Raw genomic sequence first — 16,477 nt, 5'->3', positions numbered from 1 at the left:
CCCTTTGATTTCAATAAAAAATTGCAGTTCTCTAAAGAAAAATCTAATTTTACACTTTAAAAATTTCCCTTGCAGTACGTCCAAATCGTTTTACCGCTTAATTTAAAAGGATCTTTCACCTACAAAGTTCCCGAAGAGCTGATATCTCATATTCAGCCCGGAATGCGTGTGCTGGTACCATTTGGAGGGAAGAAAATTTATACCGGGATTGTTTTTGAATTACATGATAACCCACCTGAAAACTTTGTAGCTAAAGAAGTCATCAGTATTCTGGATGATAAACCCATCCTTCCTGAGCAGCAGATTAGCTTCTGGAACTGGCTTTCAGAATATTACCTTTGTGGGCTGGGAGAGATTTACCGTTTTGCATTTCCATCTTCTTTAAAACTGGAAAGTGAAACCTATTTAAAATTAAAACCCAATATTACGGTTGATTTTGAGAATCTGGATGTCAATGAAATGTACCTTATTCAGGCGTTGGAAGTCCGCCAGCTCATTAATCTTACGGATATTGAAGCATTTATCCCTAAAAAGGATATCATCAAAACAATCAATTCCCTGATTGATCTGCAGTATATTGAAATTGATGAAAAAATTGCTGAAAAATATAAAGCTAAAGAAGTAGCTTATGTCAGGATCAGTGATGAGGTTTTAAGCAACCAGAATCTCACGGATATTCTTTTAAAGCTGAGCAAAGCTCCGAAGCAGAAAGATCTTTTTCTGGCTATTTTAGAAAAGCAGACTGAGCATCCGGAAGTTCCTATTAAAAAAGCAGAACTGTTTGAGGATGGATATTTTGGAAGTTCTCATTTTAAATCCCTTGCAGATAAAGGTCTTGTCGAAGAATATCATATGCAGAAAGACAGGATCGAAAGCTATGAAGGTGAAATTGAAGAACTTGAAGAGCTTTCCGAAGAGCAGAAAGAAGCCAAAATGGAGATTGATGAGGCCTTTGAAGAAGGAAAGAATGTATTGCTGCATGGTGTAACTTCCTCAGGGAAAACCCATATTTATTTAGAAAAAATTGAAGAATGTATCCAGGAAGGAAAAAATGTTCTGTTCCTGCTTCCTGAAATTTCTCTGACCAAGCAGATTACCCAAAGATTAGAAAAAAAATATGGCAGACAACTTGGCTTCTATCATCAGAAGCTAACCGATTTTGAACGAGTGGAAGTCTGGAGAAGAATCAAGCAGAATGATATTAAAATTCTTATAGGAACACGTAATGCGTTATTCCTGCCATTTCAGGATCTTGGACTTATTGTCGTGGATGAAGAACATGATTCTGCATACAGACCAAGGGAAGCTTCACCTTATTTCAATGCTAAAGATGCTGCGCTGGTTCTGGGAAACCTTTATGGAGCCGGTGTAATTCTGGGGTCGGCAACACCTTCTGTGGAAAGCTACTATAACGCCAGAAAAGATAAAATAAAATATATTTTCCTGAATGAAAGATTCGGGAATGTAAGCCTGCCGGAATATGAACTCATCAACTTTAAAGAAGCCCAGGAATCCAAAAAGGTTTCCGGAAATTTTTCTTTACACTTAATAGATGAGATCAAAAAAACGCTGGACGAAAAAAATCAGGCCATTGTGCTTCACAACCGCCGTGGTTATGCCAATGTGATAGAATGCGAAACCTGCGGCTATGTCAATTACTGCTCAAATTGTGATGTCGTAATGACCTATCACAAGGCAGCCAACGAGATGAAGTGTCATTACTGCGGACAAAGAGCCTCAAAGCCGAGAACCTGCCCGAAATGCCATTCGGAAAACCTTAACGAAAGAGGAGTAGGAGTAGAACAGATTCATGAAGAAGTGTCCAAAATATTTCCTGATCATGAAGTAGACAGAATGGATGTGGATTCCATGCGTAAGAAGTTTGCGTATGAAAAGCTGTACGAAAAAATAGAAGAAGGCGAAACAGATATTATTGTAGGTACACAGATGATATCGAAAGGGCTGGATTTTGATCATATTGAGCTTGTTGCTATTCCTAAAGCGGATTCTTTACTGTATGTCCAGGATTTCAGAGCGGAAGAAAGAGCATATCAGCTGATCACCCAGGTTTCCGGAAGAGCCGGGAGAGTTTCCGGAAAAGGGAAAATTTTAATTCAGACCTATAATCCTGATCATTCCGTTTTTCAGCTGATCAAGATGAATAATCCTGCTAAAATTTACAAATACATCCTTACCGAACGCCAGAAATTCCATTATCCGCCGTTCACCAAGCTCATTATGATCGAGCTGAAACACCGGAAAGAAGACAAAGTGAACCGGGCTTCCCAGTTTTTAGGATCCGTCTTAAGAAAATATCTTCCCGAAGAATGTGTTTTAGGACCGGAAAGAGCACAGATTGCAAGGCTTAATAATTTATACCAGTTCCAGATTATGCTGAAACTTCCCCGCGGGAAAAAGTACGATGAATTCAAAAAAATGGTTTTGCTAAGTTTGAATGAATTTGATGAAATCACTGCTTATCAAAGTATTAAAAAAGATGTTTTTGTGGATTTTTAACATTTTTTAACAAACTTTACGCTCTTTTATAAGAACTCTGTAACCCTTTTTATAACAATAATTTCTACTTTTGGTCGTTCATTAAATGTTTGGCTCTTTAAACGGATGATTTAACTTATCATTTTTTATAGCGTCAAACTATGGAAACAAAAAAAGATACATGGTAAATTACAGAAAATATATTTCAGGTGTAGCGGTATTGGCTTCTGGGTTTTTCCTTGCCCAATCTACCGTTTCTACAGTTCTTTACTCACAGGCATACGACAATCAGAAAAATACTTTGAATCTACCTTCTCCGGTTACCTCAATGGCGGAGAAAACGATTCTGTCGGCCAAAGAGCTTGTAGATATTAATGTAAACACAATGATGGCGGATCCTGTGCTGAAAAATGCAAACTGGGGATTCGTAGTGTATGACCCCAAAACGAAGAAGGTCATTTCTTCGTACAATGAGAATACTCCTTTAGTACCGGCTTCTACCACAAAATTGCTCACGACGGAAACAGCCTTAAGCCTTTTAGGTGAAAATTACCGTTGGATAACGCAGCTGGAATATTCAGGGACTATTGATGAAAACGGAGTTTTAAATGGCAATCTGTACCTCATAGGCAGCGGCGATCCTTCTTTAGGAACCAATAAAGCCGGTGCATGGTCTTACAGAGATATTATTTCAGACTTCATGGGCGGACTTTCGCGCGAAGGGATCAGAAAGGTAAACGGTGATATTATCATCCAGACAGCGCTTTTCAAAGGCAATATTACAGGGCTTCCGGAAAATGTTGTATGGCTTGAAAACAATAATTACTATCTGCCTGTAGGAACCACCCGCGAGATCAACCCAGCCAATGAAAAGCTGATCATGAAAAAATCAGGATTGGCTTCTGACAAAAAGTATTTCTATATGTCTCCTTATGCCAACCAGATGGTTTATGCAGAAAAATATGAAGGGGACGGAATTTTAACGACAAAGCTTCCCGATGCTCCGGCTTATCTTGCCAATTCTTTCAGAACAACACTGGTAAAAAGCGGAATTGGAGTGACCGGAAAAGTAACCCCTAAAATGACAGATGCAGCTCCTGAGAGCAGAAAGCTGGTTTCAGCCTATAAATCTCCTACATTAGGGGATATTGTCTTCTACACGAACCAGCACAGTGACAATTCTCTGGCAGAAGCTTTACTGAAAACAGTAGGCTTTCAGAAAATGGGTGACCAGACCTCGGAATCAGGAAGGATAGTGGTAACCAACCACCTGAAAGAGGAAAGTTTTGATATGATGGGCCTGAATTATATGGATGGAAGCGGACTTTCAAGAAGTAATAATGTAACGCCTATTTCCCAGGTGAAGTTTTTAACATCTTTAATGGATGAAAAATATTACAAGACTTATTTTACTTCGCTGCCGGTAGGCGGACAGTCCGGAACACTGAAAAGAATGTTCATCGGTACCGGAAACGGACAGGTTTTTGCAAAAACAGGAACTTTGAATAAAGTAAAAACATTAGCAGGATATCTGAAGACCAATTCAGGGAAAACTCTTGTGTTTTCTTTAATGGTAAACAATTATTCAGGATCTGTAGACATGGTAAAGAAAAGAATGGAAAAAATTCTTGAGCCGGCTCTAGATCTTTAAAAAATATTATTTTAGTATTCTAAAAACCTTTTAATCAATGATTAGAAGGTTTTTTTTATCTTTGGTTATATCTAATATTCTGAATATGAAAAAAATTTATCTTCTAATTCTGGGCTTATTGGTTTCCCAGCAGTTCTATAGCCAGATACAGGATCAAAATATTGAAATGAAAGGGCTCATCGCAAAAGAAATGAATGCTTTTGCCAAGAAAATGACCACCTACAATATTAATCCCAACACTTTAAATTATGATCTTCAGTATCAAAGGATGAATGTCACTTTAGATCCTGCAGTATACAATATCTCAGGTTCTGTGACGTCCCATTTCAAACCTAATCAGAATATGAGCAGCATTTATTTTGATCTGTCGGATATCCTGGTCGTTTCTCAGGTACAGTATCATGGAAGTAATCTTAATTTCCAGCAGCTTCCGACAAAAGAAATAAAAATAGATTTTCCGGCTTCAATTCCGGCGAATACCCTTGATTCCTTAACGATTCATTATTCCGGTGCTCCTTCTGCTGCACAGAACGCTTTTACAACAACTACACAGGGCGGAACACCTATTGTCTGTACGTTAAGTGAACCCTATGGTGCACAGGATTGGTTTCCAACAAAACAAAGCCTTAATGATAAGATTGAAAGATTTGATTTAAAAATTACCACGCCTTCACAATATAACGTTGCAGCCAACGGAAAAGTGATGTCCGAAACAATACTTCCGGGAAGTCAGAAGCTTACCTTCTGGAGAACAGCTTATCCCACATCGGCTTACCTGATTGCCTTTTCCATTACCAATTTTGTTAAGCTTAATGATACCATGGGAAATCCGCCGTTTCCGTTCGTTAATTATGTTTATCCTTCCACCAATGCAAATGTAACAAGTATGTCTAATATTGAATGGACGAAAGTGGTTATGAATACTTTTGAAACCTATTTCGGGCCTTATCCTTTCCGCAACGAAAAATACGGACATATGGAGTTCACCTATGGAGGCGGAATGGAGCATCAGACCATGTCGTCCATGGGAAGCTGGAGCAAAGGGCTTATTGCCCATGAGCTTGCCCATCAGTGGTTTGGTGATAAGGTGACCTGTGGTGCATGGAATGATATCTGGCTGAATGAAGGTTTTGCCACTTTCGGAGCTGTTCTTGCCAATGAAAAGCTATTGATGACCAATACAGAGTTCAAGAACTTTCTGCTGGGAGAGATTAACAATATTACTTCTGCTCCCGGTGGTTCTACTTACGTTCCGGATTCCGGCCTTTCCAGTGTAAGCAGAATATTCAGTAACAGGCTTAGTTATGCAAAAGGAGCTTATATTTTAAGAATGATCAAATGGATCCTTGGTGATGCAGCTTTTTATCAGGCGATAAGAGAATATCATGCAAGACCGAACTTAGCCTATAATTATGTGAGAACTGCAGATTTTAATGCATCACTGTTGCAGTCTACGGGAACAGATTTTACAGGTTTTTTTAATGACTGGCTATACGGCGAAGGTTACCCGACCTATACTACAAAATGGAAACAGACCGGAAATCAGATCCTTTTTAAAGTTTCCCAGACTCAAAGCAGCCCTTCTGTAAGCTTTTTTGAAATGCCGTTACCGATCAAAGTAAACGGGACCGGCGGACAGACTGCTTATTTTGTACTGAATCATACTTCTGATAACCAGTATTTCCTTGAAGCAGTTTCTTTCCCTGTGGCCAGTGTTGAATTTAATTATGAATATCAGATTCTGGAGAAAAACTCTACAGTGATGCAGGATAATACATTAAGTGTATCATCCGTTGAAAAAGAAGATTTTGCACTGTATCCAAATCCCGCAACGAACGAGCTTTATGTAAAAGGAATGGATAGGGCTGTTGAGTATTCCATTCATTCTATGGATGGGAAACTCATCAGAAAAGATGTATATCAGCCCGGAAAAGCGGTTAGAATCTCAGAACTGGTTCCCGGATCTTATATTTTCACCATTAATGAAAAGAATATAAAGTTTTTAAAGCAATAACATAAAATAAGCATTCAGTTACTCTTCTATTGGCGACGGAGAACTGAATGTTAGATTAAAAAATAATTTTTAAATGCCGGATAAACCTTCAGCAATGAAGGTTTTTTCTTTTATACTGGAAACACTTTAAAAGATTGGATAAAAGATATACAAAGGACGTTCTGCCGATAATATTACGTATATAAATTCCATTGTTAAATAATTTTAATTGTTAAAATGATACTGAAGTCTTTCAGATCAGAAAAGTCTTTTGTTTTCTGGATGCTGTTGCTGCTCTTTTTCTGGCAATTTTCACTTTATATCTGAACCATTTTTCTTTAAAGAGCTTTCTCATCATGTTGTCAAAGTTCCTTGTTATTACCATATTTTTGAAACCGCGCCATTTTTCCAGAATGCTGGACGGGAGTGCTCTTACAGAAACAGAATAGCCTGCTGTTTCATATTGTATATAATGCCACCAGCCGGAAGGAATATAAAGTGTTTCACCAGGTTCTAATACAGCTTCATAGCCGTCCAGGTAGAGCAGAGCCGGAAATTCTCTGTAGTCCGGATCTTTAATATTCGGTAAGCTGTGAAAATTATAAGGAAGTTTATACATAAGATCCGATTGCTCCCAAGGGAAAAGCCAGATCCTTTTGGTTCCCTGAAATTGTGTAATAAAAACATGGGACATGTCAATATCAATATGATTTCTGGTCACAGAGCCTTCGCCTCCAAAGAACATAAAAGGCAGCCATTTCAATATTTTCCCGTTTGTAACATCATTATGATGAATGTCATCTTTAAGTTCCGGCCTGATGGTAAGCAGATTAAATAAAAACAGCCTGTGTTCTGTAGGAGCGCTGCTGATCAGATCGAGATATTCAGCAAATGTTGTCTGACCGATTGGACTGCTTGCCACTTTATCCAGAGATTCCAGTTCGCTTCCATAAATATTGACTTTTTGATTTCCGGCTATTTCTTTGAAATACTCATAATTCCATTTTGCGAATGCAGGACTTTCCGGATCAATAAAATCCTCCAGAATAACGGGAAATCGAGGTTTCATATGGGTTTTTATAAAGCTCCCGGAACTTATTTTCTTAACTTTTTGTATCGGAGTCAATCTCATAATCCTGAATTTGTAAACAAATATAATTATTATTCTACTAAATTAGTAGACTAATAGTGTTAAAACTGAAATTGAATTTCTATTTTTTAGAATTAAACTGATAAAAGCTGATATTTTAATGCCTTTTTATTAAATTAGCACATCTAAAAAATTACTAAAATGATCTCTGAAAAATATCTTCAGCATTTACAGAACGAGCTGCAAAGCATTGAAAATGATGGCCTTTATAAAAAAGAAAGAATCATCACTTCTCAGCAGAGTGCAGAAATTGAAGCTAACGGAAAGAAACTTTTAAACTTTTGTGCAAATAATTATCTGGGTCTGTCAAACAATCCGGAAGTAATGAAAGCTTCTCAGGGCATGATACAATCTCACGGTTATGGAATGTCTTCTGTACGTTTTATCTGTGGAACACAGGACATCCACAAACAGCTTGAGAAGAAAATTGCAGACTTTTTAGGTCTTGAAGATACTATTTTATATGCAGCATGCTTTGATGCGAACGGTGGTGTTTTTGAGCCTTTGTTTACTGAAAAAGATGCTATTATTTCAGACGAGCTGAATCATGCATCCATTATTGACGGGGTACGTCTTTGCAAATCGGCAAGATACCGTTATAAAAATAATAATATGGCTGATCTGGAAGCCCAATTGATTGCTGCTTCAGAAAAGAATCACCGTTTCAAGATCATCGTTACAGACGGGGTTTTCTCCATGGATGGTATCGTAGCTGACCTGAAAGGTGTATGTGACCTTGCTGATAAATACAATGCTCTGGTAATGGTGGATGATTCTCACGCTACAGGTTTCATCGGCAAAACTGGCCGTGGAACACATGAAGCCAATGAAGTAATGGGAAGAGTAGATATTATTACGTCTACATTAGGAAAAGCTTTAGGAGGAGCTCTTGGAGGGTTTACTTCCGGTAAAAAAGAAATCATCGATATGCTGAGACAGCGTTCGCGTCCGTATTTATTCTCAAACTCATTAGCACCCGGAATCGTTGGGGCTGCTTTGAAAGTTCTGAATATGATCTCAGAAGATACTTCACTTCGTGACCAGGTAATGGAAAACGCTGAGTATTTCAGAAAAGAAATGGTAGCTAAAGGATTTGATATTCCGGAAGGTGATGCAGCTATCGTTCCAGTAATGCTGTATGATGCTCCTCTTGCTCAGAAAATGGCTGAAAAACTGATGGATGAAGGGATTTATGTGATCGGATTCTTCTATCCTGTGGTGCCGAAAGGCAAGGCAAGGATCAGAGTACAGCTTTCTGCTGCCCACACAAGAGCGCACCTTGATAAAGCGATTGCAGCTTTTGAAAAAGTAGGAAAGGAGCTGGGTGTTATTTCTTAATTAAAAATTCAGGATATAGATGCTTCGGCTTTGCTTAGCATGACAATGTTCATTATTACGTTTGATTTTTAGGTGAAAATTAAAACAGTTAGTATAAGTGATGTCATGCTGAGTGAAGCCGAAGCATTTTTATAATTATTTCTAACAAATATTTTTGTTATTAACATTATATTTGCCATTATTTTAAAAAATGCTTTATACAATAATCAAAGCACTGCACATTATCTTCATGGTAAGCTATTTTGCGGGAATTTTTTATCTCGTAAGAATTTTTGTTTACTACAAGGATACAGATGAGTTTGCAGAAGAAAAGAAAAAGATTCTTAGAGAACAGTATACTTTCATGGCAAGAAGGCTGTGGAACATCATTACTGTTCCGGCAGGTGTTATTATGGCTGTCTGCGGAATTGTTATGATCTTTCTGAATACCGGGCTGATGAAAATGCCCTGGTTTCATTTAAAACTGACTTTCCTGATCGGTCTTGCCATTTATCACTACTGGTGCTGGAAAAAAGTATTAAAGCTGAAAGAACTGAACGGAGAAACAATCGAAACCCCTAATATTAAGCTGAGACAGGCTAATGAAATCGCAACGTTCATTCTGTTTCTGGTGGTTTTTACAGTAATCCTGAAATCTTCAGTTATTGAATACTGGTGGCAATTAATTGCAGGATTTTTCGTTCTTGTATTTCTGATCATGATGACCGTTAAACTCGTTAATAAGAATAAAAAAAACAAATAATTGTTTAAGCAGAATGTATACATGAATACATTTCAGCTTTTACATTTTACAAAAAAACTATGATTGCAATTTTAAAGAAGGAACTTTGGAGTTACTTTGGAAACTGGAGCGCATGGGTGATTATTGCTGCATTCAGTCTCATCACAGCTCTTTTCCTGTTTTTCTTCGAGAATGATTCTAATATTTTCGACATCGGGATGGCCTCCCTGCAAAGCTATTTTGTACTGGTTCCATGGCTTTTGATGTTTATTATTCCTGCACTTTCTATGAAAACCTTTGCTGAAGAGCAGCAGACGGGAACGTTGAACTGGCTGTTTTCCCAGCCTTTAAAAGTTTCAGACCTGGTAGCGGGAAAATTCCTTTCAGTATGGATTGTTGGGGTTTTATGCCTTATTCCGTCACTGATTTATCTTTATACCGTATACGTTTTAGGAGTTCCTACAGGAAATATTGACCTTGGAATGACCTTCGGAAGCTATATTGGATTAATTGTTTTAATTGCCGCTTTCTCCGGAGTCGGAATTCTGGCTTCTTCGCTTTCTCAGAACCAGATCATGGCTTATCTTTTAGGAGTTTTCATGTGCTTTATCATGTATTTCGGGATAGAACAGCTGGCGAGCTACAAACTTTTAGGAGGTGCAGATTTTATTCTTCAGAATATTGGTTTTTATCAGCATTTTCTTGGCTTTACCAGAGGTCTTATTGATCTCAAAGATGTGGCTTATTTTATTCTGATCATCGGTGCTACGCTATTGTTGTCCAACCATTTTATCACTAAAAAGAAGTAGCATTATGAAGAAGTTCAATATTAAATCTCCATTAGGAATTTTCTTAATTGCAGTGGTACCCTTGGTTATTCTGCTTACGTATTCAGGAATCAGATTAGATTTAACCAAAGAAAAAAGATATACGCTTTCGGATAATACGATAAAGGTACTGGAATCGGTGAAAAAACCGCTTACGGTAGATGTTTATCTTGAAGGTGACTTTCCGGCAAGCTTTAAGCAGCTTCAGAGCGAAACCAGATTTATGCTGGAAGAGTTCAGAAAAATCAACCCGAAGATCGATTTCAAATTTATTGATCCTATTAAAACAAAAATGTCCCAGGATACGCTGATGGCAATGGGAATGCAGCCTTCTGTTCTTCCGGATGTTAAAGACGGAAAAATTTCACAGATCACCCTTTTTCCATATGCTGTTATAAAATACGACAAAAGGGGAGTTTCTATTCCGCTGGTTGTACAGCAGGCAGGAATAGATGCGGATCAGCAGCTGACAAGATCTATAGAAGGTCTGGAATACAGCCTTGTTTCCAATATCAAGAATATTGCGGCCAACAAAAGAAAGAAGGTAGGAATCCTGGTGAATCATGATGAACTGGGACCTGAAGAGTTCCATAGCTTTATGCAGCTGGCACTGGAAAATTACGATGCAGGGCCGGTAATTCCAAAAAACCAGACGGAGCTTACTCAGGAAGATCTGCCTTTGCTGAAACAGATGAGCGCTCTGGTCATTGCAAAACCGAGAAAAGCATTCACAGATAATGAAAAAGTGATTCTTGACCAGTTCATTATGAATGGCGGGAAAACACTTTGGATGATCGATGCCGTAAATGCTGAAATGGATACTTTGACAAGGTCTCAAAAGGTAATGCCTTTCCCTGTAGATATCAATATGACGGATTTCTTTTTCAATTACGGAATCAGGATCAATCCGGCTTTAGTGAAGGATGTGAAGAAATTTGCACTCCTGAAGCTGGTAACCGGTGAAGTAGGAGGGAACCCACAGTATACAAGTCTGCCTTGGCCTTATTTTCCTTTGGGAATTGCTGAGAATGATAATCCGATCACGGAAAATATCAACCCGGTAAAATTTGAATTTCCAACTTCCATTGATACTTTGGGCGGAAGAAAAAATATTAAGACAAAAGTACTTTTTGAATCCAGTGAGAGAACACTTCTTAAACAGGTTCCCAACTATGTGGATCTGAAAGAAATTGCCAGTGTAGACAGTCTGGGTCAGATGGAAAAACCAAGCACTCCGAAAATTTTTGCCGTTGCGCTGGAAGGGAAGTTTAATTCTGCCTATGCATCAAGAATTGAAAGAAAAGGTTATCCCGGATTTAAAAGCCAGAGTCCTGAAAACAAAATGATCATCATTGCAGACGGAGATGTAGGAAGAAACAAAATGCACAAAGGCGAGCCGCTTCCGATGGGAATTGACCGTCTCACCAATCAGGAGTTCGGAAACGAACAGTTTCTGAGAAATGCACTGGATTATCTTTTGGATGACAGCAACCTGATGGCTCTCCGAAACAGAAACATAGAAGAACGACTTCTGGACCGAAACCGCATTACGGAAGAAAAAACAAACTGGCAGTGGCTGAATTTATTACTGCCTTTGGTAGTGATCGGCCTGCTGGGAGGATTGTTCTTCTGGCTGAGAAAGAGGAAATTTGGATAATAAAAAGAGAAACCTGCAGGTTTCTCTTTTTATTATAAATCTTTTAGTTAAGTATTCTTTAGCCTTCCAGAGCTGGAATAATATGTTCCCACTTCAGCTGTTTCGCATAGTCCAGAGCGGTTTTTCCGTTGTTAGATTTTACATTTTTATCTGCTCCGGCTCCCAGAATAACTTTTACAGACGTAAGATTTCCGGCGATGGTTTCTTTATGAAGAAGGGTAAGCCCGTTTTTATCCTTGTTGGTAAGTTCGTCAGGATATTCCTGAAGGAACTTTAGGAATTCTCCTTCCATATTTTTACTCATCGGATGCTCTATAAGGTTTTCTGGCTTTTCATCCTGTTCGTTTACCAGCTGTATATCATTAAAGTCACCGAAATCAAGCTGCCATGCGTCGTCATGTTCCTTTCTTTCATCTTCCGGCATATCGGCACGCATTTTATGAATGGTAAATCCGCCGTAAGCTTTCGGCAAAGGATTGGCGGGTGAAGAAAACAGTTTGGAAAGTCCTTTTGGTTGCTTAACAGTAGGAGTGATGGCAAAAAGCCAGTCGCTGATCTCATTCAGTGGGATCTCAAAATAATCTCCGGCCTGGATGTTGGTAAGGTTGTTGGGATTGTTAATCAGGAATCCGCTTACCGTATCACCGTCAAAATCAATCTCATTGATCCACATGTGTTCTACTGTATTTTCTCCTGTTTCAGGGTCTTTTTCACTGAATGCCGCCTTTACGCAGGCAAGGTCGAGGCCGGGGATGATTCTTCTGTTTTCCCAGGACTGTTCCCGCCAGAAATATTTAAAAGTCTCTCTTGCTCTTTCATATGCTTCGATCATTTTAGGGTCCTGCCCATCAGTAAATATAAACGAGTTCTCTTCCATTGTGATTGGTGATTGTTATTTAATAGTAGTATTATGTAGGGTTTAAAAATGGTGTACAACACTTTTAAACCCTACATTTTTTTATTTTAGATTAAAAATATAAAATGTTTGTTTTTGTGAATTGAGGTTTCTTATTGCTCCTGACCTACAGTTTCAGGAAGCAGTCGGGCCGTCTTGTAATAGCTTATATCAGTTGGAATTTTGCTCTGCAGATCCTTAAAAGTAGAATATTCATAATGTTCCCATTCCAGGTCATTATCAGGGTTGGGCGTTTTGTCTATAGCCAGTTCAAGTTTTCCGTCTTCCTGATAGCTGAATTCTATGGCAGCATATTTTTCGCCGTTGTCATCAGAAGTGTACCAGCATTTTGTTGTTCTTTCCGGTATAGGTTCCAGTGTGTCAGTATCCAGGATTTGAGAACAGATGAAATTTTCAGGATCATCATGGTAAAAAACCGTTTTTGAGATCAAAGGCTTTTCATCTGCGGATAATGAATATATTTTGTTGGTGGCAATGGTAAAATTTCCGGTTGACTGCCTTTTTTCAATATCGAAAAGATCAGATTTTTCCTTCAGATAATTTACAATCTGCTCTTCATCCTCATCTTGGCTCATAAAATAATTAATATTGTATATTTCATCTTCAGCGAGAAACTCGATTTCTTTCAGTATTCCGGAATCTTTTTCATAATAATATAAATGATAATCGTCCAGTTTCTCTGCTTTCGCCTTTGAAATCACTTCTCCAAAAATATTTTTATATACTTTTTTCATGGTTAATAGTTAATGTATGTTGTGTTATCAGTGTATTTGTTTTCCTCCTTAGCTGCAGTTTTAGATGCTTTTATTTTGATGATAAAGAATTTAAAGAAACTATTTTATGCAGGTTTATAGTACTGCATTTTCAGGGCCATCTTTTATATTTTGTAATATTTTTATAATTACAGCAGAAATTCTTTATTCACATGCCGTAAGACACAGTAAGCAGAATGACATGCATATTTTTAGATTTTGGTAAGATAAAAAATGTTTGTACCATCTGAATTTTTCTCACGGGCATACGGACTGCCTTTGAGCTTAAAATTCTCATCTCTGTATTCAGTTTTCATGGGCTAGTTTTTGTGAGTGCAAATATATTTAAAATCAAATAATTACCGAATTATATCTGCGCTTTTATAATAAGATTTTTTAATAATGAATTATAAAAACAGATTGGTTTCGGATGCAGAAATTATTTGACATCTTCATTTTAAGAACTGTAGCAAAATATTCCTGTCAAATGCAAATAAAATTTCAAAACTATCCATATAGAATCATGAATATGACGGCCTGTCGAATTAAACATCCTTTATAAAATCTTCATATTCATAATAAAACCTCTCAAAACCATCCATTTTCTCCCGGAAAAACTCGAAAGTTTCCTGCCATGTATTTTTATTGAATATAGAAACGTTATGTTTTTCTATCCAAATTTTGCTGATTACTTTTCCGTTATCAAGGGCAAAATGCTCTTCCTTCTGAAAGTCGCCTATAAAATCTTTCAGAATGTCTTCCAAAGACCATATCTTTTCATAATAAGCATTCCGGAAGATCTCATCTTTCATTTCTATATCCAATGAGACCGCTGCTTTTTTATTGTCAGCATAAAATTTAAATGACAAATCTTTGATCTTTGTATCATACAGAATCCATTTTCTAGGAAAAGACTTTCCAAAAGCCGTCCAAAACTCTTTTTTTAGCTGTTGTGCTTCTTGCTTACTGAACATATGAGCAAACTTAAGAATTTAATAGGAAAGGAACAACGTTATGAAACGTTAATGTATCAATTAGAGAAATTAACTTTTACGATCATTATTCTCCATTTATCTAATTCAAACTATTTTCTTATTTTTGCTGTAATGCTTTCAAAAAAATCCCAATATGCTTTTAAAGCGCTTTCATACCTTGTAGAAAAAAGGAATGATGGCCCGGTCCTTATTTCCGAAATTGCGGAACATAAGAAGATCCCTTTGAAGTTTTTAGAAAATATTCTGCTGGAACTGAAAAAAGCAGATATCCTTGACAGTAAAAAAGGGAAAGGAGGAGGATACTTTTTAAAGGGAAATCCTGAAAATGTAAAACTGGCAAAAATCATCCGGCTCGTAAACGGTCCCATTGCGATGTTGCCATGTGTCAGCTTAAATTTCTATGAAAAATGTGAGGACTGCAATGAAGATCACTGTGGACTTCATGATGTGCTCATAGAAGTCCGTGATGCCTCTCTGAATATTCTTGAGAAAAAAACTTTGATGGATCTGGTCGACTGACCTGGTCCTTTTTTTTAAATAATTAGTCTACTTGTTTGGTAGGATAATATTTTTATTTGATATTTGCAGTGAACCAAATGCCTTAACCATAATGAATACTGCTTTTATTTCAGTTTTTTAGATTCTAAAAATACAGATGATACAAATATCTGATGAATGAAACTGAGGGCAGGTGCTGTAATAATATTGTAATATGATAATTTCAAGAAAAATCCAGATAAGACTCAATGTATTCTTTATTACGGCTGCAGTACTGCTGATCACCGTTGTATCCATGTACGAATTGGGATATATGGATGAGCTGTTGAATATTTTAGCTAAAGATAATTATATTTTTTACTGGATGCTTCTGGTTGGTGTGTTTGCAGAGATCGTAGCCGGATCCATGGGAATGGGTTATGGAGTGATCTGTACAACAACTCTTTTGTTCCTGAATATTCCCCCTCATATTGTAAGTGCCAGTATTCATTCTGCAGAAAGCTTTACCACTGCTGCAGGAAGTTTAAGCCATATCAAGCTTAGAAATGTGAGCAAAAGCCTGGTTAAAAAGCTTGCTGTTCCGGCAGTGATCGGAGCTATTATTGGAGCGGTAAGTTTGACTTATTTAGGAGAATATTATGCCAAAATCACCAAGACACTTATTGCTTTCTATACCCTTTACCTGGGAATTCAGATCCTTTCTAATGCTTTTAAAAATAAGCAGAACAGGGCAATGAAAAAGAAAACCAATCTTACAAGGCTTGGTGTGATCGGAGGCTTTATAGATTCATTTGCCGGAGGAGGCTGGGGACCACTGGTTACCGGAACTCTTATTAAAAATGCTTTCACGCCCAGATTTGCGGTAGGCAGTTCTACTGTAGCCAAATTTATCCTGACCATCACTGCTGCCATAACATTCTTCTTTACCCTTGGAATCCAGCACTGGAATATCATCCTCGGACTTTTGATAGGCGGGATCATCACGGCTCCTTTTTCTGCCATGCTTACTGCAAAACTCCCTGTTAAAAAAATGTTCCTGGTTATAGGAATCCTTGTTATTGTGATGAGTTCCATAACTATTTATAAATCAGTTTTCAAGTAAATATTTATGGACTTTGCAGAAAAATAAATGTCACAAAAACATGTTTAGCATTGAAAATATTCTACTTTTACATCCTAAATAATAGAACATGAATTTGCATATAGTAGCGCTTTTTAAGTTTAACGAAAACTATCTGATGGACGCTGTGGAACTTTTTCAGAACCTTGTAAAAGAAACCAGAAAAGAAGAAGGATGTCTTCAGTACGATCTTATTGAGGACAAAGATAACAAAGGAACTTTCTTTCTGATCGAGCTGTGGGAAAGTGTTGAGCATCACAACAGGCACAACGGGCAGGACCATCTTCTGGATTTCCGTAAAGATGCTTCAAAGATTATGGAAAGCTCTGCCGAAGTTTATAAAGGGTTTAAGATTTATTGATT

14 protein-coding genes are annotated in these 16,477 nt (G+C 37.6%); 10 read left to right on the top strand and 4 right to left on the bottom strand.

Annotated elements, in window-relative coordinates; translation table 11 throughout:
- Window positions 1–69: 69 nt before the first annotated feature.
- From priA to ACMGDK_RS05510, 3 genes are all read left to right on the top strand, one after another.
- Entirely contained in the window at window positions 70–2,517 is a 2,448-nt protein-coding gene (priA, locus tag ACMGDK_RS05520; RefSeq protein ID WP_436807009.1) for a replication restart helicase PriA, read from the top strand.
- 160 nt (window positions 2,518–2,677) lie between these two features.
- Window positions 2,678–4,147: a D-alanyl-D-alanine carboxypeptidase/D-alanyl-D-alanine endopeptidase gene (dacB, locus tag ACMGDK_RS05515; RefSeq protein ID WP_436807008.1), complete on the top strand. Its 1,470-nt coding sequence runs from the start codon at window positions 2,678–2,680 to the stop codon at window positions 4,145–4,147.
- 85 nt (window positions 4,148–4,232) lie between these two features.
- Window positions 4,233–6,161, top strand: a complete 1,929-nt coding sequence (locus tag ACMGDK_RS05510) for a M1 family metallopeptidase (RefSeq protein WP_436807007.1) — start codon at window positions 4,233–4,235, stop codon at window positions 6,159–6,161.
- A 232-nt stretch (window positions 6,162–6,393) separates the two neighbouring features.
- On the opposite strand, the gene ACMGDK_RS05505 is transcribed toward ACMGDK_RS05510, so the two are convergent.
- The gene (locus tag ACMGDK_RS05505; protein ID WP_436807006.1) at window positions 6,394–7,272 is read right to left on the bottom strand and encodes a cupin-like domain-containing protein; all 879 of its coding nucleotides are present in this window, start codon (window positions 7,270–7,272) and stop codon (window positions 6,394–6,396) included.
- A 159-nt stretch (window positions 7,273–7,431) separates the two neighbouring features.
- Between ACMGDK_RS05505 and kbl the strand changes: the two genes are divergently transcribed.
- From kbl to gldG, 4 genes are all read left to right on the top strand, one after another.
- Window positions 7,432–8,628, top strand: coding sequence for a glycine C-acetyltransferase (gene kbl / locus ACMGDK_RS05500; RefSeq protein WP_436807005.1), 1,197 nt, complete (start codon window positions 7,432–7,434; stop codon window positions 8,626–8,628).
- A 190-nt stretch (window positions 8,629–8,818) separates the two neighbouring features.
- Complete coding sequence (locus tag ACMGDK_RS05495) at window positions 8,819–9,370, top strand: CopD family protein (protein ID WP_436807004.1); 552 nt, start codon at window positions 8,819–8,821, stop codon at window positions 9,368–9,370.
- A gap of 59 nt (window positions 9,371–9,429) precedes the next feature.
- On the top strand, window positions 9,430–10,158 hold the full coding sequence (locus ACMGDK_RS05490; RefSeq protein WP_336379860.1) for an ABC transporter permease subunit: 729 nt from the start codon (window positions 9,430–9,432) through the stop codon (window positions 10,156–10,158).
- Window positions 10,159–10,162: 4 nt separating this feature from the next.
- A complete protein-coding gene (gene gldG, locus ACMGDK_RS05485; RefSeq protein ID WP_436807003.1) occupies window positions 10,163–11,833 on the top strand; it encodes a gliding motility-associated ABC transporter substrate-binding protein GldG in 1,671 nt (556 codons plus the stop codon).
- A gap of 58 nt (window positions 11,834–11,891) precedes the next feature.
- Here gldG and ACMGDK_RS05480 read toward each other — a convergent pair whose 3' ends face one another.
- The 3 genes from ACMGDK_RS05480 to ACMGDK_RS05470 all read right to left on the bottom strand — a co-directional run bounded on the left by ACMGDK_RS05480 (window position 11,892) and on the right by ACMGDK_RS05470 (window position 14,475).
- Window positions 11,892–12,710, bottom strand: coding sequence for a YegJ family protein (locus tag ACMGDK_RS05480; protein ID WP_436807002.1), 819 nt, complete (start codon window positions 12,708–12,710; stop codon window positions 11,892–11,894).
- Between the two features lie 131 nt (window positions 12,711–12,841).
- On the bottom strand, window positions 12,842–13,483 hold the full coding sequence (locus ACMGDK_RS05475) for a hypothetical protein (RefSeq protein WP_436807001.1): 642 nt from the start codon (window positions 13,481–13,483) through the stop codon (window positions 12,842–12,844).
- 563 nt (window positions 13,484–14,046) lie between these two features.
- Window positions 14,047–14,475 (bottom strand): DUF4268 domain-containing protein, encoded by a 429-nt coding sequence (locus tag ACMGDK_RS05470; RefSeq protein ID WP_436807000.1) that lies wholly within the window; start codon window positions 14,473–14,475, stop codon window positions 14,047–14,049.
- Between the two features lie 132 nt (window positions 14,476–14,607).
- Between ACMGDK_RS05470 and ACMGDK_RS05465 the strand changes: the two genes are divergently transcribed.
- From ACMGDK_RS05465 to ACMGDK_RS05455, 3 genes are all read left to right on the top strand, one after another.
- Window positions 14,608–15,015: an RrF2 family transcriptional regulator gene (locus tag ACMGDK_RS05465; protein WP_034706128.1), complete on the top strand. Its 408-nt coding sequence runs from the start codon at window positions 14,608–14,610 to the stop codon at window positions 15,013–15,015.
- Between the two features lie 193 nt (window positions 15,016–15,208).
- Window positions 15,209–16,096, top strand: a complete 888-nt coding sequence (locus tag ACMGDK_RS05460) for a sulfite exporter TauE/SafE family protein (protein ID WP_436806999.1) — start codon at window positions 15,209–15,211, stop codon at window positions 16,094–16,096.
- Between the two features lie 88 nt (window positions 16,097–16,184).
- Window positions 16,185–16,475, top strand: a complete 291-nt coding sequence (locus ACMGDK_RS05455; RefSeq protein WP_116011384.1) for a putative quinol monooxygenase — start codon at window positions 16,185–16,187, stop codon at window positions 16,473–16,475.
- Window positions 16,476–16,477: the final 2 nt, after the last annotated feature.

It is taken from the genome of Chryseobacterium hilariae, from assembly GCF_051400735.1.
In the GTDB taxonomy this organism is placed as follows: Bacteria; Bacteroidota; Bacteroidia; order Flavobacteriales; family Weeksellaceae; genus Chryseobacterium.
The sequence above is the reverse complement of the archived record's forward strand: the minus strand, read 5'-3'. Positions and strand labels throughout refer to the sequence as shown.